Origin of the sequence: Nonomuraea sp. NPDC049684, assembly GCF_044465345.1 — a bacterium.
In the GTDB taxonomy this organism is placed as follows: domain Bacteria; phylum Actinomycetota; class Actinomycetes; order Streptosporangiales; family Streptosporangiaceae; genus Nonomuraea.
On record NZ_JBITLO010000014.1, the window covers coordinates 257075 to 274795 of the forward strand.

The 17721-nt window shown below is 73.1% G+C and carries 23 protein-coding genes and 1 tRNA gene; 8 read left to right on the forward strand and 16 right to left on the reverse strand.

Annotated elements, in window-relative coordinates; translation table 11 throughout:
• Nucleotides 1-58: 58 nt before the first annotated feature.
• Nucleotides 59-1525: a pyridoxal-dependent decarboxylase gene (locus ACIBST_RS36575; protein WP_397178141.1), complete on the forward strand. Its 1467-nt coding sequence runs from the start codon at nucleotides 59-61 to the stop codon at nucleotides 1523-1525.
• Here the strand turns inward: ACIBST_RS36575 and ACIBST_RS36580 are convergent.
• The 8 genes from ACIBST_RS36580 to ACIBST_RS36615 form a co-directional block, all read right to left on the reverse strand.
• Nucleotides 1522-1968 (reverse strand): MarR family winged helix-turn-helix transcriptional regulator, encoded by a 447-nt coding sequence (locus ACIBST_RS36580; protein ID WP_397178142.1) that lies wholly within the window; start codon nucleotides 1966-1968, stop codon nucleotides 1522-1524. The two genes, ACIBST_RS36575 and ACIBST_RS36580, sit on opposite strands and share 4 nt — an antisense overlap.
• 68 nt (nucleotides 1969-2036) lie before the next feature.
• Entirely contained in the window at nucleotides 2037-2678 is a 642-nt protein-coding gene (locus tag ACIBST_RS36585) for a response regulator (RefSeq protein ID WP_397178143.1), read from the reverse strand.
• The gene (locus ACIBST_RS36590) at nucleotides 2675-3793 is read right to left on the reverse strand and encodes a sensor histidine kinase (protein ID WP_397178144.1); all 1119 of its coding nucleotides are present in this window, start codon (nucleotides 3791-3793) and stop codon (nucleotides 2675-2677) included. Before ACIBST_RS36590 ends, ACIBST_RS36585 begins: the two co-directional genes overlap by 4 nt.
• Nucleotides 3790-4587, reverse strand: coding sequence for a hypothetical protein (locus ACIBST_RS36595; RefSeq protein ID WP_397178145.1), 798 nt, complete (start codon nucleotides 4585-4587; stop codon nucleotides 3790-3792). Before ACIBST_RS36595 ends, ACIBST_RS36590 begins: the two co-directional genes overlap by 4 nt.
• A gap of 137 nt (nucleotides 4588-4724) precedes the next feature.
• Nucleotides 4725-4797, reverse strand: a tRNA-Ala gene (locus tag ACIBST_RS36600).
• A 142-nt stretch (nucleotides 4798-4939) separates the two neighbouring features.
• Nucleotides 4940-5470 carry a Clp protease N-terminal domain-containing protein gene (locus ACIBST_RS36605; protein ID WP_397178146.1) on the reverse strand — a complete coding sequence of 177 codons (531 nt, stop codon included), beginning with the start codon at nucleotides 5468-5470 and terminating at the stop codon, nucleotides 4940-4942.
• Between the two features lie 3 nt (nucleotides 5471-5473).
• Nucleotides 5474-5689, reverse strand: a complete 216-nt coding sequence (locus tag ACIBST_RS36610) for a hypothetical protein (protein WP_357984745.1) — start codon at nucleotides 5687-5689, stop codon at nucleotides 5474-5476.
• A 4-nt stretch (nucleotides 5690-5693) separates the two neighbouring features.
• On the reverse strand, nucleotides 5694-6056 hold the full coding sequence (locus ACIBST_RS36615; protein WP_397178147.1) for a MarR family winged helix-turn-helix transcriptional regulator: 363 nt from the start codon (nucleotides 6054-6056) through the stop codon (nucleotides 5694-5696).
• A 41-nt stretch (nucleotides 6057-6097) separates the two neighbouring features.
• Here ACIBST_RS36615 and ACIBST_RS36620 point away from each other — a divergent pair, with 41 nt between their 5' ends.
• On the forward strand, nucleotides 6098-6790 hold the full coding sequence (locus ACIBST_RS36620) for a dienelactone hydrolase family protein (protein ID WP_397178189.1): 693 nt from the start codon (nucleotides 6098-6100) through the stop codon (nucleotides 6788-6790).
• On the opposite strand, the gene ACIBST_RS36625 is transcribed toward ACIBST_RS36620, so the two are convergent.
• From ACIBST_RS36625 to ACIBST_RS36645, 5 genes are all read right to left on the reverse strand, one after another.
• Nucleotides 6787-7608 carry a metal-dependent hydrolase gene (locus ACIBST_RS36625; protein ID WP_397178148.1) on the reverse strand — a complete coding sequence of 274 codons (822 nt, stop codon included), beginning with the start codon at nucleotides 7606-7608 and terminating at the stop codon, nucleotides 6787-6789. The genes ACIBST_RS36620 and ACIBST_RS36625 overlap by 4 nt on opposite strands.
• The gene (locus ACIBST_RS36630) at nucleotides 7605-8771 is read right to left on the reverse strand and encodes a CynX/NimT family MFS transporter (RefSeq protein WP_397178149.1); all 1167 of its coding nucleotides are present in this window, start codon (nucleotides 8769-8771) and stop codon (nucleotides 7605-7607) included. The genes ACIBST_RS36625 and ACIBST_RS36630 overlap by 4 nt, the downstream gene beginning before the upstream one ends.
• A gap of 196 nt (nucleotides 8772-8967) precedes the next feature.
• Nucleotides 8968-9585 (reverse strand): SRPBCC family protein, encoded by a 618-nt coding sequence (locus ACIBST_RS36635; protein ID WP_357984730.1) that lies wholly within the window; start codon nucleotides 9583-9585, stop codon nucleotides 8968-8970.
• Between the two features lie 31 nt (nucleotides 9586-9616).
• Entirely contained in the window at nucleotides 9617-9994 is a 378-nt protein-coding gene (locus ACIBST_RS36640) for a hypothetical protein (protein ID WP_397178150.1), read from the reverse strand.
• A complete protein-coding gene (locus tag ACIBST_RS36645; protein ID WP_397178151.1) occupies nucleotides 9991-10353 on the reverse strand; it encodes a hypothetical protein in 363 nt (120 codons plus the stop codon). The genes ACIBST_RS36640 and ACIBST_RS36645 overlap by 4 nt, the downstream gene beginning before the upstream one ends.
• A 79-nt stretch (nucleotides 10354-10432) precedes the next feature.
• On the opposite strand from ACIBST_RS36645, the gene ACIBST_RS36650 reads away from it, so the two are divergent.
• Nucleotides 10433-10927 (forward strand): DUF523 domain-containing protein, encoded by a 495-nt coding sequence (locus ACIBST_RS36650; RefSeq protein WP_397178152.1) that lies wholly within the window; start codon nucleotides 10433-10435, stop codon nucleotides 10925-10927.
• On the opposite strand, the gene ACIBST_RS36655 is transcribed toward ACIBST_RS36650, so the two are convergent.
• The gene (locus ACIBST_RS36655) at nucleotides 10903-11283 is read right to left on the reverse strand and encodes a hypothetical protein (RefSeq protein ID WP_397178153.1); all 381 of its coding nucleotides are present in this window, start codon (nucleotides 11281-11283) and stop codon (nucleotides 10903-10905) included. The two genes, ACIBST_RS36650 and ACIBST_RS36655, sit on opposite strands and share 25 nt — an antisense overlap.
• A gap of 41 nt (nucleotides 11284-11324) precedes the next feature.
• On the reverse strand, nucleotides 11325-11924 hold the full coding sequence (locus tag ACIBST_RS36660; protein WP_397178154.1) for a TetR/AcrR family transcriptional regulator: 600 nt from the start codon (nucleotides 11922-11924) through the stop codon (nucleotides 11325-11327).
• Between the two features lie 140 nt (nucleotides 11925-12064).
• On the opposite strand from ACIBST_RS36660, the gene ACIBST_RS36665 reads away from it, so the two are divergent.
• The 4 genes from ACIBST_RS36665 (at nucleotide 12065) to ACIBST_RS36680 (ending at nucleotide 16197) form a co-directional block, all read left to right on the forward strand.
• Entirely contained in the window at nucleotides 12065-13435 is a 1371-nt protein-coding gene (locus ACIBST_RS36665; protein WP_397178155.1) for a Dyp-type peroxidase, read from the forward strand.
• An 87-nt stretch (nucleotides 13436-13522) separates the two neighbouring features.
• Nucleotides 13523-15319 carry a Na+/H+ antiporter NhaA gene (nhaA, locus tag ACIBST_RS36670; RefSeq protein ID WP_397178156.1) on the forward strand — a complete coding sequence of 599 codons (1797 nt, stop codon included), beginning with the start codon at nucleotides 13523-13525 and terminating at the stop codon, nucleotides 15317-15319.
• Between the two features lie 35 nt (nucleotides 15320-15354).
• Nucleotides 15355-15843, forward strand: coding sequence for a hypothetical protein (locus ACIBST_RS36675; protein ID WP_397178157.1), 489 nt, complete (start codon nucleotides 15355-15357; stop codon nucleotides 15841-15843).
• Between the two features lie 84 nt (nucleotides 15844-15927).
• Nucleotides 15928-16197, forward strand: coding sequence for a hypothetical protein (locus ACIBST_RS36680; RefSeq protein ID WP_397178158.1), 270 nt, complete (start codon nucleotides 15928-15930; stop codon nucleotides 16195-16197).
• 21 nt (nucleotides 16198-16218) lie between these two features.
• Here the strand turns inward: ACIBST_RS36680 and ACIBST_RS36685 are convergent, their stop codons facing one another.
• On the reverse strand, nucleotides 16219-16674 hold the full coding sequence (locus tag ACIBST_RS36685) for a hypothetical protein (RefSeq protein ID WP_397178159.1): 456 nt from the start codon (nucleotides 16672-16674) through the stop codon (nucleotides 16219-16221).
• A 46-nt stretch (nucleotides 16675-16720) separates the two neighbouring features.
• Here ACIBST_RS36685 and ACIBST_RS36690 point away from each other — a divergent pair, with 46 nt between their 5' ends.
• Nucleotides 16721-17692 (forward strand): helix-turn-helix transcriptional regulator, encoded by a 972-nt coding sequence (locus tag ACIBST_RS36690; RefSeq protein WP_397178160.1) that lies wholly within the window; start codon nucleotides 16721-16723, stop codon nucleotides 17690-17692.
• The last annotated feature ends 29 nt before the right edge of the window (nucleotides 17693-17721 follow it).

Below are 17721 nucleotides of genomic sequence, written 5' to 3' on the forward strand. Positions count from 1 at the left end.
GCGGCCTCCGGCCCGTTCCCGTCTTCCCGGGACGCCGCCCGGATGATGATCTGTAGGCATGAACGCCCACATGAGCCCGGAGGAGTTCCGCCGCCACGGCAGGCAGGTCGTCGACTGGATCGCGGACTACATGGCGGACATCGAGTCCCGTCCGGTGAGGTCACGGGCCGAGCCGGGGGACGTCCGCCGCGCGTTGCCCGCCGAGCCGCCCGAGCACGGCGAGCCGTTCGAGGCCGTCCTGGACGACCTGAACACCATCCTGCTGCCCGGCATCACCCACTGGCAGCACCCCGCCTTCTTCGCCTACTACCCCTCCAACGCCAGCGGCCCCGCCATCCTCGGCGACCTGCTCTCCAGCGGCCTCGGCGTGCAGGGCATGTTGTGGGTCACCAGCCCCGCGTGCACCGAGCTGGAGACCGTGGTGGTGGACTGGCTGGCCAGCCTGCTCGGCCTGCCCGCGCACTTCAGGACCGACGCGCGCGGCGGCGGCGTGATCCAGGACTCGGCGTCGAGCGCCTGCCTGGTCGCGCTGCTGGCCGCCCTGCACCGGGCGAGCGGCGGCCGGTCCACGCGGACGGGCGTCGCCGAGCGGTACACGATCTACGTCTCGTCGCAGACGCACTCCTCGCTGGAGAAGGCCGCCCGCGTCGCGGGCCTCGGCTCCGACGGCGTACGGGTGGTGGACGTGGACCCCCGTACGCTGGCCATGGACCCGGGACGGCTGCGCGAGCTGATCGCGGCCGACAAGGCCGCCGGCGCGGTTCCGGCGATGGTCTGCGCCACCGTCGGCACCACCTCCTCGGCCGCCGTCGACCCGGTGCCGGAGATCGGCGAGGTGTGCCGCGAGCACGACGTGTGGCTGCACGTGGACGCCGCCTACGCCGGGGTCGCCGCCGTCTGCCCCGAGTTCCGCGGGCTCAACGACGGCGTGGCGGAGTACGCCGACACCTACTCCACCAACCCGCACAAATGGCTGCTGACCAACTTCGACTGCACCGTCCTGTGGACGGCCGACCGCGCCCCCTTGCTCGGCGCGCTGTCGATCCTGCCGGAGTACCTGCGCAACGCCGCGACCACGGCCGGCTCGGTGGTCGACTACCGCGACTGGCAGATCCCGCTGGGCCGCCGGTTCAGAGCGCTGAAACTGTGGTCGGTGATCCGCTGGTACGGCGCCGAGGGCCTGCGCGCCCACATCCGCAAGGGCGTCTCCCTGGCCCAGCACCTGGCCGCCCTGATCGCCGCCGACCCCGCCTTCGAGCTGCACGAGCCGCACCCGCTCGGCCTGGTCTGCTTCCGGCCCCGCTGGCCCGGCCTGCCGTCCGCCGACGCCGACGCCGCCACGCTGCGCCTGATGGAGACCCTCAACGCGGGCGGCTCCCTCTACCTGACGCACACCGGGATCGGCGGCCGGATCGTGCTCCGCATGGCCGTCGGCGGCCCGGCGACCGAACTCCGTCACGTCGAGCGGGCCTGGGCCGACATCCGCCAGGGACACGCCGCCCTGGCGGCCGCCCGCGCCGGCTAGAGCGGCAGCCCCGCCTGGGCGGCCAGCGTGCCGAGGACCCTGGCGAGCACGGCCCGGTCCCGCGGGCCGAGCCCGCCGGTGAGCTCGGCGTCGAGCTCCAGCGTCACCTCCAGGCACCGGCCGAGCAGCGCGCGCCCCTCGCCGGTGAGGTCGAGGAGCTGACGCCGCCGGTCGCCGGGGTCGCGCACCCGGGAGATCGCGCCGAGCCGTTCGAGGTGGTCGGCCAGCGTCACCACCAGGCTCGGCGCGACGCCCATGGTCCTGGCCACGTCGAGCTGCGAGGCCGCGCCGCGCGCCTCCAGCAGGATCATCAGGCCGACGTGCTTGGGCTTGAGGTCGAGCGGGACGAGCGCGGCCGTGAACCGCTCGGTCACGATCGCCCCGAGCGTCCCGATCCTGAAGGCCATCGTGCCTGCCACCGACACCGGCTTGACTTCGTCCACGCGCACGATGGTACCGACGCCATTCAGAGCATGAACGATTCGAGCTGACCGTGGCGGCGCGCGACCGTTCAGGGGCGGCGGTGCAGGCCGTGCTCGTAGGCCCAGATGACCGCCTGGACCCGGTCGCGCAGCCCGAGCTTGGCCAGGATGCGGCCGACGTGGGTCTTGACGGTGCCCTCCGACAGGAACAGGGCGCCCGCGATCTCGGCGTTCGTCTCGCCCCGGGCGATGTGCCGCAGCACCTCCCGCTCCCGTTCGGTCAGCGGGTCGGGCCCGGCGTCCGGCAGGTGCGGCGCGACGTGGTCGAGCAGGCGGCGGGTGGTCGAGGGGGCGATCACCGCGTCCCCCCGGTGGACGGTCCGCACCGCGGCCAGCAGCTCCTCGGCGGGGGCGTCCTTGAGCAGGAATCCCGACGCGCCGGCCCGCAGCGCGGCGAAGGCGTACTCGTCCAGGTCGAAGGTGGTCAGGACGATCACCTTGGGCGCGCCGGGGGCCGCCAGCAGCCGCCGGGTGGCCTCGACGCCGTCCATGCGCGGCATGCGGACGTCCATGAGCACCACGTCCGCCGTCACCGCGCGCAGCCCGGCCAGCGCCTCCACCCCGTCGCCGGCCTCCCCCACCACGCGCATGTCGTCCTGGGCGTCGATCACCATCACCGTGCCGGTACGCACCAGCCGCTGGTCGTCGACGACGTACACGCCGATGGTCATGCCGGGTACGGAAGGCGGGCCTCGACGACGAACCCGCCTTCCTCCTCCGTCCGGACGTCCAGGGTCCCGCCGAGCGCGGTCACCCGCTCCCGCATGCCCGCCAGCCCGTTCCCCGGCCCGTCACCGCGCGTTCCGGCGGAGGCGGCGCCGCCCGCGTCGCCGGCGGTGATGCGCAGGGCGTCGTCCGTCCACTCCAGCCGGAGGGTGCTGCGCGCGCCCGCGCCCGCGTGCTTGAGCGTGTTCGTCAGCGCCTCCTGCACCACGCGGTAGGCGACGAGATCGGCCCCCGGCCCGAGGGGACGCGGCGTGCCGCGCACGATCTCCTCGACGGGCAGCCCGGCCTCCCGGGTCCGCGCGACCAGGTCCGGCAGGCCGGTCAGTCCGGGCGGCGGCCCGTCCCCGGGCGTGGCGCGCAGCACGCCGACGGCGGCCCGCATGTCGGTGAGAGCCGCGCGTCCGGTCTCCTCGATCGCGGCCAGGATCTCGGCCGCCCGCGCGGGCGCGAACCGGCCGCCCCTGGCCTGGGCGACGATGACGGCCAGCGCGTGGGCGACCACGTCGTGCATCTCCCTGGCGATCCTGGCCCGTTCCTCGGCGGTGGCCCGCGCCGCGGCCTCGCGGGCCCGCTCCCGCAGCAGGTCGAGGTGGGCGAGCTGGGTCCGCCGGTACAGGCCGAGCCCCCACGCCGCGACCACCACCGCGGCCAGCAGCGCCAGCAGCAGCCACGGGTCCGGCCCGAGCCCGGCCGCCGCGACGCTGGAGTCGGTCGCGAACCGCGCCGCCGCCGCCCCCGCCCCCGCCAGGCCGACCACCAGCGGCGGGTGCCGCCGGGCGTGGGCGGCGCAGGAATAGACCGCGAACGGGAACAGCGCCGACGACGGCAGCACGAGGAACAGCCCGGTCACCGCGGCCTGGACGGCGAACGCCGCGGCCACCACGAGGAACGCCCACGTCCGCCGCCGGTACGCCACGGCCGCGTGCGCCGCCAGGCAGGCCGCCGCCAGCAGCACCGCCCGCCCGCCGGGCGCCGACAGGACCGCCACCGTCAGCGAGAGCGGGACCAGCGTCACCCCGGCGACCAGGGCCAGGACCACGTCGGCGCGGCGGGGCGTCATCGTGCCGTCGCGCGCTGGTAGGAGAGGGTGGCTCCGGCGACCGCCAGCCCGAACAGCAGCCAGCTCCCGTACACGACCGCGACCGCCGCCACCGCGGCCGGGTCGGACAGCGGCACGGGCCCCTGGGTGAGACCGAGGAGCTGGGAGAACGTGCCGAGAACGGACATGGCTCCCATAGTGGTCAACATGGCGGCGCCCGTCCAACCGCCGGCCAGCACCAGCCGCCGCGGCAGCGACCGTCCCCACCGCTGCACGAGGGCCAGCGAGCCTGCCGCGCCGACCACCAGCATGATCGTCTCGCCGTACGGGAAGCCCTCGCCGTAGTCCGCGGGGCGCAGCAGGGCGCCGCCCGCCGACCAGTAGAGCTTGGCCAAGGGGTAGACGAACCCGAGGGCGAAGGCGGCGTACCCGAGCCAGGGCCCGGCGGGCACCCTGACGCGCGGCAGCAGCAGCGCGCCCAGCAGCGCGCAGCCGGCCAGGCTGAGCCCGCGCAGCGCCATCCCGGGCCAGTCGACCTGCGCGAACTCCCCGGCGGGGATCCCGGTGAGCGCGAAGAAGGCGCGGAAGACGTCGAGCACGAGCCCGCCCGCCGACCACAGCAGCAGCAGGACGGGCAGCAGCCCCGCCGGATGCGGCCGCACCACGAAGACCGCCCCCAGCCCGGCGGCCAGGACGGTCACCCAGTGCGGCGCGAACCCCATGGTGTACGGCAGCCCCGGAAGCGGCGCCAGCGCCAGCGCCACGACGAGCGCGAGGACGGAAAGCGCCGAGATCTGCAGTCGTTGAAGTCGCATGCCCCGACGATCGCGGCTCCGGCCCGCCGCCCGCGTCTCCCCCATGTCCGGACAAGAGGTGACCTGAGAGGTATTGACACGGCCCGGCGCAGGCACGAAAAAAGGTGGCGCCCTCACGGACGCCACCTTCTCTGCTGTGGAGCTATGGGGATTCGAACCCCAGACCTCCTCCATGCCATGGAGGCGCGCTACCAACTGCGCCATAGCCCCTTGCGATCACCAAAAGTGTATCGGACTTCCGGACCCCTCGCGTCACTCCGGACCCCGCCCCGGCGGACCGGAGGAACCCTCCGGCCCGCGCCGAACGGCCGCGCCGGAAGACCGCGCCGGAAGACCGCCGGAAGGCGAGGCGTCAGGCGGCGCGGCGGGACGGGATGCCCGCCTCCCTGACCAGCGCGGCCACGTCGACCCCGGCCTCGCGCAGCAGGCGGCCTGCGCCGTTCGCGCCGTCGGCGAGCAGGCCCCACAGCAGCCGTTCGCCGGTGACCGGCCCCGGCTTCCACATCGCCACCTCGATCACCTTCCTGGCGTGCATGGCCAGCGGGATCGTGCCCAGCGGCCCGTCGAGGGTCACGCGCAGCGGGCGCAGCCGGGACCGGCGCAGCACCCACTGGCCGGGCGCGTCCGCGCCGGCCCTGGTGCGGCGGTGGACCTCGTCGAGGTCGATGCCGAGGGTGGCCAGCAGCGCCCGCGCGTCGCCCAGGTCGACGCGGGCGCGCAGGGCGGCGCCGGAGGCGGTGAACGACGACAGCGCGAACGGCCGCACCTCGGCCACGCCCAGCAGCAGGAGGTCGGCGTCGAGCGTGGCGCGGTGGGCGTCGAGCGCGAGGATCCCGGCCCGGACCACCGCCCGGCGGGCGTCTTTCGTCAACCTGTCGAGCACCTGCTACCTCCCCGTTCTGCGGGCGTGCTTGCGATGGGCGGACTGCCGCCGGACCCCGAGCGCGCCGGCGATCTGCTCCCACGACCAACCGGCCGCGCGGGCGTTGCTGACGTGGACGGCCTCCAGCTCCTCCAGCAGGGCCCTGAGCGCGGCCACCGCCGCGAGGCCCGTTCCGGGGTCGCGGTCGGAGGCCGCGCCGGCCAGTTCGGTGACGTCCATGGTGTCAGCATGTGCTGACAGACGGCCGTTTGTCAACACATGCTGACGCCTCAGAGGCGTCCGGGGCCAGGTCGACCAGGACGGGCAGGGCGGCGGCGAGGCGTTCGCGCTCGTCGGGGGTGAGGGAGTCGACGGCCGCGGCCAGGCGTTCGGTGATCACCTGTTCCCGGCTGTCCAGCGCGGCGCGGCCGGAGCCGGTGATGGCGGTGATCACCCGCCGCCGGTCGGCCGGGTCGGGCTCGCGGGCCACCATGCCGCGCCGGTGGAGGCCGCCCAGGACGGTGCCGATCGCCTGGGCGGTGATCCGTTCCAGGTGCGCGAGCTGGGCCGAGGTGTGCGGCCCGTCCCGGTCGAGGCGGGACAGCACGGCGAGCGCCGATCACCGGCACCCGCTCCGCCGAGCTCCGCCTGACCTCCGCCGACGGCGCGTCGTTCGCCGCCTACGAGTCCCGTCCCGACCGGGTGAGCGGGCCCGGCGTCGTGATCCTCCCCGACGTCCGCGGCCTGCACGGCTTCTACAAGCAGCTCGCCGTACGGCTGGCCGAGCAGGGCCATCCGGCGCTCGCCCTCGACTACTACGGCAGGACCGCCACCGACGACGACCGGGGCGAGTCGTTCCAGGTCATGGCCCACATCCCCAAGCTGACCAGGGAGAACATCCAGGCCGACATCCAGGCCGCGACCGAGCGCCTGGGACGTCCGGCGGTGGCGCTCGGCTTCTGCATGGGCGGCCGGAACGCGTTCTTCGCCTCGGCGCCCAGGTTCGGGTTCGCCGGCGTGATCGGGTTCTACGGCGCGCCGGGGATCGCCGGCCCGTACGGCCCCGGCCCCACCCAGCACGCCGCCGAGCTGGGCGCGCCGATCCTCGGCCTGTTCGGCGGGGCCGACGAGGGCATCCCGGCCGACCAGGTGGCGGAGTTCGGGGCCGCGCTGACCGGGGCCGGGGTGGAGCACGAGATCGTCGTCTACCCGGGCGCCCCGCACGGCTTCTTCGACGAGGCCCACGCCGAGCACGAGGCGATCTGCGCGGACGCGTGGCGGCGGATGCTGGCCTTCCTGGCCGGCCTGAGCGCGGGCTCCCCGGCGGAAGGGGCCCGCTAGCCGCAGGTGGTGCGCATGGTGAGGGCGGCTTCCTCCAGGGTGAACGCGACCTCGACCGTGCCCAGCTCCGCCGTGTCGCGCACGTGCGTGCCGCCGCACGGGATCGACGCCTCGCCCTCGGGCAGCGAGCAGTGCCAGGTGCGCAACGCGGTCAGACCGGGCCCCGGCACGTCGAGCCGGACCGGCGCCCGGGCCGCCACCCAGGCCCCGAGCTGCTCGTTCACTTTCCGGGCCAGCTCGGTCAGGTCCAGGTCGTCGGCGGAGAAGCCCTTCTTGCGCAGCGACTTGCCCAGGCGGTATTCGTCGACGCTGCCGTGCGGCAGGATGCGCGAGGAGGTGATCGCCGTCTGGTCGAAGTCGGGGTGGCCGAGCCGGTCCTGCCGCACCTCCTTGCGCCACCTGTCCGCCAGCGCCGCGTTGAGCGCCAGGGCGGCCAGGTGGCAGGCGGTGTGGCCGGCCGAGAGCGCCGCCCGGTATCCGGCGTCCACCTCCAGGTCCACCTCGGCGCCGACGGGCAGCGGGGTGTCGGTGACGTGGACGACCAGCCACTCCCAGCCCTCTGCGCCCCGCCGGACCGGGATGGACTCGCCGACGAAGATCTCACCGTCGTTCGACTGGGCCCCTGTCACGCAGTCGAGGACCGGCAGCTCGCCGATCGTCCCCCGGTCTGCGGGCTGGTCGGGCCAGGTGTGGTCGAGGGGATGGAACGGCGTCTCGGCGGTGACGAGGCCGTGCCGGTCCCCCACCGGCACGGCCCCGACAATCGGGGAACGGCCGCTGACCCGGCCGTTGGGGAAGGTGACGACAGTGGATCTCACCTGGTCATTGTGGCAGGGCGGCGCTCGTCCTCCAGATAGCGGTCGCGGCCGGCGTACAGGCCGGTGAGGAGCTGGACGGCGATCACACCGAAGATCAGCACGTACGTCAGCGACCAGCCGCCGGTCATCTGGTAGATCACCCCGACCAGCAGCGGGCCGGCGCCGGCGATGAGATATCCGGCGCTCTGCCCGAAGGCCGACAGCGCGGCCGTGCTCTCCGGCGTACGGGTGCGCAGCCCCAGCATGACCAGCGCCAGCGGGAACGACCCCATGCCGATCGCCACGAACACCACCCAGACCATGGCGGTCGAGGCGGGCGCGAACCACAGCCCGAGGAAGCCGATCGTGTAGGCCACGACCAGCCCCACGACGACCGGCCGCTGGTCGCGGAAGCGCGCGGCGACCGTCGGCACGAGGATCGAGACCGGGATGTTCAGGGCGGTGAACACGCCGAGCATGAGCCCGGCCTGCGAGGAGGTGTATCCCCCGTCGGTCAGGATCGTGGCCAGCCACCCGAACATGATGTAGGCGATCATCGACTGGGTGCCGAAGTAGATCGCCACCATCCAGGCGAGCCTGCTCCTGAGCAGGGTCGAGATGCCCGCGTCCCGGCTGCCCGTGTCCCGCTCCGGCTCACTGCGCAGCAGCGCAAGCCACGGAATGGCGGCCACGGCGGCCAGGGCCGCCCACACGCCGAGCGCGATGTGCCAGTCCCCCGACGCGCGCTCGATCGGCACGGTCGCGGCGGCGGCCAGCATGGTGCCCGCCGCCAGGGCCGTGGTGTAGACGGTGGTCATGATCCCGGTACGCCCAGGGAAGTGGCGCTTGATCAGTGTCGGGATGAGCACGTTGCCGACGGCGCCGCCGGACAGCGCGACCGCGCTGCTCAGCAGGAACACCGGGGCCGACCCGACCAGCGACCTGACCAGCATGCCCGAGCCGAGGGTGACCAGCGCGAGCAGCAGCAGCCGGTGCTCGCCGATCCGCCGGGCCAGGGTCGGGGTGACCGCGCCGACGCCGGCGAAGGCCAGCACCGGCAGCGTGGTGAGCAGGCCGGTGCCGACGCTGCTCATGCCGAGTGCCCCGGCGAGCTGGTCGAGCAGCGGCCCGACGCTGGTGACGGCCGTGCGCAGGTTCAGCGCCGCCAGAACGATGCCCAGCACGAGAAGCCAGGCCAGGGGGGCGGTTCTGCCTGTTCTGCCACGGGCCTCTTGGGCGAGCACGCTCATGCTGGTCAGGTCCTCCACTCATCAAATCATGGGACGAATCACCACCTTAACAGGACCGAAATGTCCCTTTATTCCTGGACATGAGAAAGCCCCCGGGGCGGGGGCTGAGACTCTCAGGGGAAAGCACGTCCTACAGGACCGGGCTGGGGCCCTCCGGGGGCTGGTTGCGCGGGGGCACCGGGCCGGGGGGCGGCAGGGTGCCGCTCGGCGGGTAGTCGCCGCCGCCGACGGTGCCGGGCGGGACCGGCGCGCCGCTGTCGCCGTAGGTGGAGCCGTGCTCGTGCTGGTGCTGGTGGGCGCCGGGGACGTCGCCGCGCCAGCCGCCCGTCTCGCCGCCACGCGACTCGATGAACGACTTGAACCGCTCCATGTCGTTCCTGATGCGCAGCCGGACGATCTGCAGCGCGTCGCCGACGGTCTCGACGACGCCCTCGGGGTCGTACTCCATCTGGAGGGTGACCTTGGTGGTGTCGGCGTCGATGCGGTGGAAGGTGACCACGCCCGCGTGGTGCGGCGAGTCCGTGCCGCGCCAGGCGACGCGCTCGTCGGGGTGCTGCTCGGTGATCTCGGCCTGGAACTCGCGGCGGACCCCGGCGATCTCGACCACCCACTCGGTGAGCGTGTCGGAGATCTGCTTGACGGACTCCACGCCCTCCATGAACTCGGGGAAGCTCTCGAACTGGGTCCACTGGTTGTAGGCCACGCGGATCGGGACGTTGACGTCTACTGAGTGCTCGATCGTGCTCATGGGGTCTGTCCCTGCCCGCGCAGGCCCGGCGTTAACGCCTGCGCAGCAGCCAGTAGAGACCCACGAAGGGCAGCACCAGCGGGATGAACAGGTAACCCTTGCCGTACGACGACCACACCGTGGCGTCGGGGAAGGCCGCCGGGTCGGCCACGCTCGCGGTGCCGATCAGCAGCACGCCGGCCAGCTCGATGACGAGCGCGCCGAGCGCGAGGCGGCGGGCGCCGCGCACGAGGGCGACGGTGAGCACGAGGTAGACCAGCGCGGCGAACGCCGACAGCGCGTAGGCCAGCGGCGCCTCGCCGAACCTGGTGGCGATCTGCACCGCCGCCCGCGCCCCGGCCGCCAGCGAGAACAGCCCGTAGACGGCGACCAGCGCGCGCCCGGGGCCGGTGCCGATCGGGGCGCTCACGCCACGCCCTGCCAGATCTGCAGCAGCCGCGCGTTCATCACCGCGATCGCGAACCCGGCCACGACCAGGATCGCCGTGCCCCACCGGCTGCGCTCGGCCAGCGCGAGGAACACCCCGGCGGGCGGGATGAGCACCTGGCCGCCGATGTAGCCGAACAGCGTGGCCTTCTCCGGCGGCCCCTCGCCGCCGCTCACCGCCGCGATCACGAACCCGGCCTGCACCAGGATCGCCACCTCCAGCACGGCGAAGCCGACCAGCAGGACCATGCCCATCGGCCGGTCGCGGACGGCGACGACCAGGGCGGCCAGCATGAGCAGCAGTGAGCCGACGATGACGATCGTGGCGACGGTGGTGTTCATCGGGACACAGGTTAGCGCCCGTGCAGGTCGCCCCCGCCGCCGTCCCGCTGGTGCCGATCGCGCTCGTAGGATCGGGGACGTGCAGAGAATCCTCGTCAGCGCGTGCCTGATGGGCCGCCGGGTCCGCTACGACGGCGGCGCGAAGACCAGCGCCGACGCCCTGCTCGCGAACTGGCGGGCGGAGGGCCGGCTGGTGGTCTTCTGCCCCGAGGTGGCGGGCGGGCTGCCCGTTCCGCGCCCGGCGGCCGAGATCGAGGGCGGCGCGGGCGGCGCGGCGGTGCTCTCCGGCGCGGCCCGCGTGCTGGCGAGCGACGGCTCCGACGTGACGGCCGAGTTCGTGGCGGGGGCGCGGGCCGCGCTTGAGGCCGCCCGCTCGGCCGGGGTCCGGCTGGCCGTGCTCAAGGAGGGCAGCCCCTCGTGCGGCGCGCTGGCCATCCACGACGGCACGTTCGCCGGACGGCGGGTCCCCGGCCAGGGGGTGACCACCGCCCTGCTCGAAGCGCACGGCGTCCGCGTGTTCACCGAGGACCAGTTGCCCGAGGCCGCCGATCACCTGCGCGATCTGGAGGCGTAGAAGGCCCCGGCCAGCCCGGCGGCCAGCAGCACCGCCATCGTGTCGTGGAACCAGGTGCTCAGGGCCGTGGCCGCCGACGGGTGCAGGGCCAGCGCCAGGATGCCGATCAGCACGCCGCCCAAGGCCCCCGCGTGGGTGTGGACCAGGCCGTCCCAGGCCCACCGGCGGCGGGTCAGCGCGCCGTGGCCGCCGGCGACCAGGCCCAGGGCGCACAACGTCTCCACGACCACCGCGGGCGGCACGACCGGCTGGGACAGCGGGCCGACCGTGATGCCCGCGTGCAGCAGCGCGGCCCCGGCGAAGATCAGCGCGTAGATCAGGGAGAGCGCGCCGAGGGCTTTGCGCAGTGCGTCCATGGGCTACACGCTCGCATCGCGGGGGCGCGGCGAAATCGTCCTCAGGGAGAAGGCCGCGGTACGCCGCCCGTCGTAGCCAGCATGCGGCGGACGATCCTGATCACCTCGTCGATGGTCACCTGGGCGTCCCCGTCGGACTCGCAGGCCGCCACCTCGCGCCCGGCCTCGCCCATCACCGTGGTCAGCAGCACGACCAGCACGTTGCTCTCCGGCGTGTCCGCCAGGCCGAGCAGCCGCTTGTTGCCGCCGATCCACTCCCAGCCGCGCTGCCTGCGCAGGGTCGAGAACTCGGCCGGGCCGTCGTTCTCCAGGAACAGCCTGGCCACGTCGCGCTGCTCCCACGAGCCCTCCAGGTAGGCGCGGGCGCCGGCCAGGAACCGTTCCTCGCCGGCGCCGGCGGTGGCCTTGGCCGCGCGGGAGGTGCGTTCCTCCTGTTCGCGCATGAACTGCTCCCACAGGGCGAGGAACAGGCCCGGCTTGCCGCCGAAATGGTGGTAAAGGCTGCCGACGCTGATGCCCGACGCCTCGACGATGTCGGCGACGGTGGCCTCGGCGTACCCCTTGGCCAGGAAGACCTCGCGGGCCGCGCGCAGCAGCGTGTCGCGGGTGCCGCTGGAACGTCCCCAGCCCCGGTTCTTCATCCGGACATTATGTACGGGTCCGCGGGGTTTGATCAGGAAATCGAACTGACCTGATCATCGGAAACTTTCTCGTATTCCCGGGAGTCGTACAGAAGCAGGGGGCCCGATTCATTTCGAAACGGGGAAAGGATTCGGCGACAATGACTGTCGACCTGAACAACGCACAACCCCTGGCCTGGGATTCGGCCACGCTCGACGCGGACACCAAGGAGATGCTGGACAATCTCCAGCCCAACATTCTCCGCGCGCACGTGCGCGAGCACCTGTCCGTGCTGTTCGTCAGGTTCAACGACGTCGCCGCGGGAAAGGCGTTCCTGCGGCACATCGCCGTCACGAAGATGAAGTCGGCGCGCCGGCACCTTGAGGAGGTGCGCGAGTTCGGCGCGAACGGCCGGCGCGGCACGCCGTACGTCGGCATCGGCATCAGCAAGGCCGGCTACCGCGACCTCGGCCATTCGGTCGAGGACGTGCGCAGGTTCGGCGACAAGGCGTTCCGCGACGGCATGAAGCGGCGCGGCGCCGAGCTGGACGACCCGCCGGTGACGGAGTGGGAGCCCGCCTACCAGCGGGAGATCCACGCCGTCATCCTCATCGGCGACGCCCGCCGGGACCGGGTCGAGGAACTGCGCGAGGAGATCCTCGGCGAGCTGCCGGCGAGCGCGCGACTGCTCGGCGAGGAGACCGGCCAGGGCATGCGCAACCCGGCCGGCGACGGCATCGAGCACTTCGGGTACGTGGACGGCCGCAGCCAGCCGCTGTTCGTGCGGGACGAGGTCGACAAGGAGCCGAAGGAGCACTGGGACCCCGCCTTCCCGCTCTCCAACATCCTGGTCGCCGACCCCTTCGCGCCGCACCCGGAGCGGCATTTCGGCAGCTACCTGGTCTTCAGGAAGCTGGAGCAGAACGTCCGGGCGTTCAAGGAGATCGAGCAGGACCTGGCCGACGCCCTCGGCCTGCTCGGCGCCGACCGCGACCGCGCGGGCGCCATGCTCGTCGGCCGCTTCAAGGACGGCACCCCCGTCACGCTCAGGCAGAAGCCGGGCGGGGGCCCGGTGGCCAACGACTTCACCTTCGACGACGACCCGGGCTCGAAGTGCCCCTTCAGCGGGCACATCAGGAAGACGAACCCGCGCTCGTTCGGCCGTGAGGTCCTCATGGCCCGCCGGGGCCAGACCTACGGCGACCGCGCCGACGACCCCTGGGACGACTCCCCGCCCGGCGCCCGCCCGAGCGGCGAGGTCGGCCTGCTGTTCATGGCGTTCAACAGCAGCCTGCTCGCCCAGTTCGAGTTCACCCAGCAGAGCTGGGCGAACAACGAGGACTTCCAGAACCCGGCGACCGGCCACGACCCGCTCATCGGGCAGGGAGCCCGCGACGTCAAGGTGAGCTGGCCGAAGGTGTGGGGCCGGGCCGAGCCGTCGGCCCCGCAGGCCCAGGTCGCCCAGACGATCACGATGAAGGGCGGCGAGTACTTCTTCGCGCCGTCCCTGGCCTACCTCCGCAACCTGTGACGTCCTGGCCCGGCGGGAACACCCCCGCCGGGCCCGGCCGCCGCCGGGGCGGGTTCTAAGATCGGATCTCCGGGGGGAGATCTGACGATGTTGCGGGCGTTCTTCAAGACCGAGGCGGGCAGCACGAGCGTGCTGCTCGTGGCCACCGCCCTGGCCATGGTCTGGGCCAACTCGCCGTGGGCCGCGACCTACGAGTCGTTCTGGCACCTGCCCATGGGCATCTCGTTCGGCGACGCGGTGTTCTCCCTCGACCTGCGCCACTGGGTCAACGACGGCCTGATGAGCGTGTTCTTCTTCCTGATCGGCCTGGAGGTCTCCTACGAGGTGCGGCTCGGGCAGCTCAGGGACCGGCGGCTGATCGCCGTCCCGGCCGTGGCCGCGCTCGGCGGGATGCTCGTGCCGGCCGCCGTCTACCTCGCGCTCAACCTCGGCGGTCCCGGCGCGGGCGGGTGGGGTGTGCCGATCGCCACCGACACCGCGTTCGTGCTGGGCGTGCTGGCCGTCGTCGGGGCGCGCTGTCCCGACCCGCTGCGGGCGTTCCTGCTGACGCTGGCCATCGTGGACGACGTGCTGGCCATCATGATCATCGCGATCTTCTACACGGCCAGCCTCCAGCTCACCGCGCTCGTCGTGGCGGTCGTGCTGCTGGCGGCCATCGTGCTGCTGCGCTGGCTGAAGATCTGGCGGGCGCCGGCCTACATCGCGCTCGGGTTCGGCTTGTGGGTCGCGACGCTGGAGAGCGGCATCCATCCGACGCTCGTGGGCATCGCGCTCGGCGTCCTCGTGTTCGTCTACGCCCCGAGCGACCAGAAGCTGCTGCTGGCGGGCGAGGCCGTCCAGGAGTTCACCAGCGAGCCGAGCGCGCGGGCGGCCAGGGAGGCCACGCGGCGCGTGCAGCGTGCCGTCTCGGTCAACGAACGGCTCCAGCTCCGCCTGCATCCCTGGAGCAGCTACGTGATCGTGCCGGTGTTCGCCCTGGCCAACGCCGGGGTGCGGCTCGACGGCGAGACCCTGCGGGCGGCGCTGACCTCGCCGATCTCCCTCGGCATCGCGCTGGGGCTGCTGCTCGGGAAGTTCGCCGGGATCTCGCTCGGCACGTGGCTGCCGCTGCGCTTCGGCTGGGGCATCCTGCCGGGGAACCTGGTGTGGGGGCAGTTGCTGGGCGGCGCGGCGGTGTCCGGCATCGGGTTCACGGTGGCGCTGTTCATCGTCGACCTGGCCTTCGACGACCCGGCGATCCAGAGCCAGGCCAAGATCGGCATTCTGGCCGGGTCGTTGCTGTCCGCCGCGCTGGGCTGGGTGGTCTTCCGGCTGGCCTGGGACCGGGGCGGTGTCTGCGCGCCGCCCGAGGCCGAGCCCGGCGAGGAGCTGCCCGACGTGCTGTCCGTGCCGGTCGGCCCCGACGACCACGTACGTGGCCCGGCGACCGCGAAGGTCACCATCGTCGAGTACGGCGACTTCGAGTGCCCCTACTGCGGCCGTCTCCACCCCGTCCTGGACGAGATCCTGCGCCGGAACCCCGACGTCCGGCTGGTCTTCCGGCACTATCCGATCCGGACGCTGCACCCCCGGGCCGCCTCGGCCGCCATCGTCTCCGAGGCCGCCGCCGACCGGGGCCGGTTCTGGGAGATGCACGACATCCTCTACGACAACCAGCGTTTCCTCACCGACGCCGACCTCGAACACTACGCCGCCGAGCTCGACGTCGACCCCTGGGCGGACGTGGCCGGGCACGCCTCCCGCATCGCGCTCGACGAGGCGTCGGGCAAGGAGAGCGGCGTGCGCGGCACCCCCACCCTGTTCCTGAACGGCCGCCGGCACAAGGGCGGCCTCGACCTGCAGTCGATCAGCCGTGCGGTGGAAGAACTGCGCGGATCCCCGTAACGTCGCCCGAGTCCCCCTTCTGGCTGGAGTCGCCCATGAGTTTCCTCAACATGCTCACGAACCTGCTCCCCACCCTCATCACCGCCCTGCTGCTGGTGGTGGGCATCGTCCTGATCGGGATGAACAGACGGCACGTGGGCCGCGCGGCCACCCTCGGCATGTCGGGCTGCGGCCTGCTGCTGATCGGCACGCTGATCAACCTCGTGCTGAGCATCCTGACCCAGACGCTGATCGAGTCGTACGGCTCCAGCATGATGGCCGTCCTGCCGTTCGCCTACCTCATCTCCTCGCTCTTCCACCTGGCCGGCATCGGGCTGCTGATCTGGGCCGTCGTCGCGCGCCGCGCCGCCCCCCGGCAGGAGCGGCCGCAGGGCCCCGGCTGGCAGCAGCCCGCGCAGCCCTACCAGCAGCCCTACCAGCAGCCCGGCCCTCAGCCCGGTCCCCAGGGCGGCCCCCAGCCCGGTCCTCAGGGCGGCTGGCAGCCGCCGCAGCCGCCGTACGGGGGCGAGCAGAGCGGTTACTGAGCCTTCCGACGTCTGGACCGCGTTTCACCGGCAAGTATGACAATGTCGATGAAACCCACCTCCAGAGCCGCGTCTGAGGGGATCATGAAGCGAGAGCAACAGGAGCCGGACCCGAACCAGACCGTCCGACATCGCGTCCCGCACCCGGAACACCCCCCGCAGGGTCCCCCGGAGGCGCCGTACACGCAGAGCCTGCCCTACACCCCCGACATGCTTCCCGACGTCCCCCTGTACGAGGTCACGCCGCCACCGAAGTCGGCCTGGCGGTGGGTGGTCCTGGTGGGCGGGCTCCTGCTGCTGGTCGCGGTGCTGGCCGTGGCCACCGTCCTGTGGGTGCGCGGCCAGGCGTCCTGAGGGCCGGGCGAAGCCGCTCGCTCAGGACGCCCGGGTGAAGTCCATCGTCCAGTTGGTCTCCCAGGTCTGGCCGTCGTCCGCCGAGAAGGCCTGCTCCCACCTGGCCCGGTGCTCGCCGACGACGGTCCAGACGAACCGGCAGCGCACCGGCCGGCCCTCGTGGGTCTCCTCGCCGTAGAACTCGCCCCGGTCCCCGGTGAACGCGCCCACCATGGGCCGGGTGTCCAGCGTGCCCGTCGCGCTGCTGGCCCAGTAGATCGACCACTGCCCCGTCGCGGGGTTGTGGACGCGCACGGTCAGCCCGTGCCGGCCCTTGGTGGGGAAGGCGATCTCGTCGAAGCTGGCGGCGCCGTCGAAGTGCCGGGTCGCGACCGAGCGGCCGGGGAACTCGTCCCATTCGTCGCTGCCGGCCAGCGGCTTGAGTAGCTTGCGGTTCACCACGTCCCAGGTGCCGGCGAGGAAGTCGAAGTCGTTCATGCGGGCGAACGTACGGCCGGGTCACTGACATGTAGTGTCAGTGTCCGTGCGCGCCTCCCGCCTGGTCTCGATCCTGCTGCTGTTGCAGACGCGCGGCCGCATGACGGCCCACGACCTCGCCGAGCGCCTGGAGGTCTCCGTCCGCACGATCTACCGCGACATGGAGTCCCTGCACGCCGCCGGCATCCCGCTCTACGGCGACGCCGGGCCCAACGGCGGCTACCAGCTCCTCGACGGCTACCGCACCCGGCTGACCGGGCTGACCACCGACGAGGCCGAGTCGTTGTTCCTGGCCGGGCTGCCGGGGCCGGCGGCCGAGCTGGGCCTGGGCGCGGTGGTGACCGCCGCCCAGCTCAAGCTGATGGCCGCGCTGCCCGTCGAGCTGCGCGACCGCGCGGGCCGCATCCAGGAGCGTTTCCATCTCGACGCGCCCTCCTGGTACCGGGACGCCGAGCCGGTAACGTACCTGCCGGCCGTGGCCGACGCCGTGTGGAACGAGCGGCCCGTCCAGGTCACCTACCGGCGGTGGAAGGCGCCGCAGGAGGTGGAACGGCGGCTGGAGCCGTACGGGCTGGTGGTCAAGGCGGGCCGCTGGTACCTGGTGGCGCGCTGCGGCGAGCACGTACGCACCTACCGCGTCTCCCAGATCCTCGACCTGCACGCCCTCCCGGAGACGTTCACCCGGCCGGACGACTTCTCCCTGGCGGCGTACTGGCAGGGCTACCTGGCCGAGTTCGAGGCCAGGCTGCGGCGCGGCGAGGCGGTGGTACGGCTGTCGCCGCGCGGCCTGGACCGCCTGCCCGACCTCATGACGCCCGGCGTCGCGGCGGCCGCGCGGGAGACCGCCGAGCCGCCGGACGCCGAGGGCTGGACGCGGGTCACCCTGCCGATCGAGTCGCACGACCACGCGCTCGGCGAGTTCCTGCGGCTCGGGACCGACGTCGAGGTGCTGTCCCCGCCCGCGCTGCGCGAGGCCCTGGGCGCGGCGGCGGCGGAGCTGGCCCGGCGCTACGCCTGACCCGAAAGTTTCACGCCTGCCCTCCAGCC

Excerpts from the sequence above, each read along its gene's own strand:
- ACIBST_RS36575 (WP_397178141.1), top strand. The coding sequence starts at position 59 with ATGAACGCCCACATGAGCCCGGAGGAGTTCCGCCGCCACGGCAGGCAG.
- ACIBST_RS36585 (WP_397178143.1), bottom strand. The coding sequence starts at position 2,678 with ATGACCATCGGCGTGTACGTCGTCGACGACCAGCGGCTGGTGCGTACC.
- ACIBST_RS36590 (WP_397178144.1), bottom strand. The coding sequence starts at position 3,793 with ATGACGCCCCGCCGCGCCGACGTGGTCCTGGCCCTGGTCGCCGGGGTG.
- ACIBST_RS36595 (WP_397178145.1), bottom strand. The coding sequence starts at position 4,587 with ATGCGACTTCAACGACTGCAGATCTCGGCGCTTTCCGTCCTCGCGCTC.
- ACIBST_RS36610 (WP_357984745.1), bottom strand. The coding sequence starts at position 5,689 with ATGGACGTCACCGAACTGGCCGGCGCGGCCTCCGACCGCGACCCCGGA.
- ACIBST_RS36635 (WP_357984730.1), bottom strand. The coding sequence starts at position 9,585 with ATGAGCACGATCGAGCACTCAGTAGACGTCAACGTCCCGATCCGCGTG.
- ACIBST_RS36645 (WP_397178151.1), bottom strand. The coding sequence starts at position 10,353 with ATGAACACCACCGTCGCCACGATCGTCATCGTCGGCTCACTGCTGCTC.
- ACIBST_RS36655 (WP_397178153.1), bottom strand. The coding sequence starts at position 11,283 with ATGGACGCACTGCGCAAAGCCCTCGGCGCGCTCTCCCTGATCTACGCG.
- ACIBST_RS36660 (WP_397178154.1), bottom strand. The coding sequence starts at position 11,924 with ATGAAGAACCGGGGCTGGGGACGTTCCAGCGGCACCCGCGACACGCTG.
- ACIBST_RS36665 (WP_397178155.1), top strand. The coding sequence starts at position 12,065 with ATGACTGTCGACCTGAACAACGCACAACCCCTGGCCTGGGATTCGGCC.
- nhaA (WP_397178156.1), top strand. The coding sequence starts at position 13,523 with ATGTTGCGGGCGTTCTTCAAGACCGAGGCGGGCAGCACGAGCGTGCTG.
- ACIBST_RS36675 (WP_397178157.1), top strand. The coding sequence starts at position 15,355 with ATGAGTTTCCTCAACATGCTCACGAACCTGCTCCCCACCCTCATCACC.
- ACIBST_RS36680 (WP_397178158.1), top strand. The coding sequence starts at position 15,928 with ATGAAGCGAGAGCAACAGGAGCCGGACCCGAACCAGACCGTCCGACAT.
- ACIBST_RS36685 (WP_397178159.1), bottom strand. The coding sequence starts at position 16,674 with ATGAACGACTTCGACTTCCTCGCCGGCACCTGGGACGTGGTGAACCGC.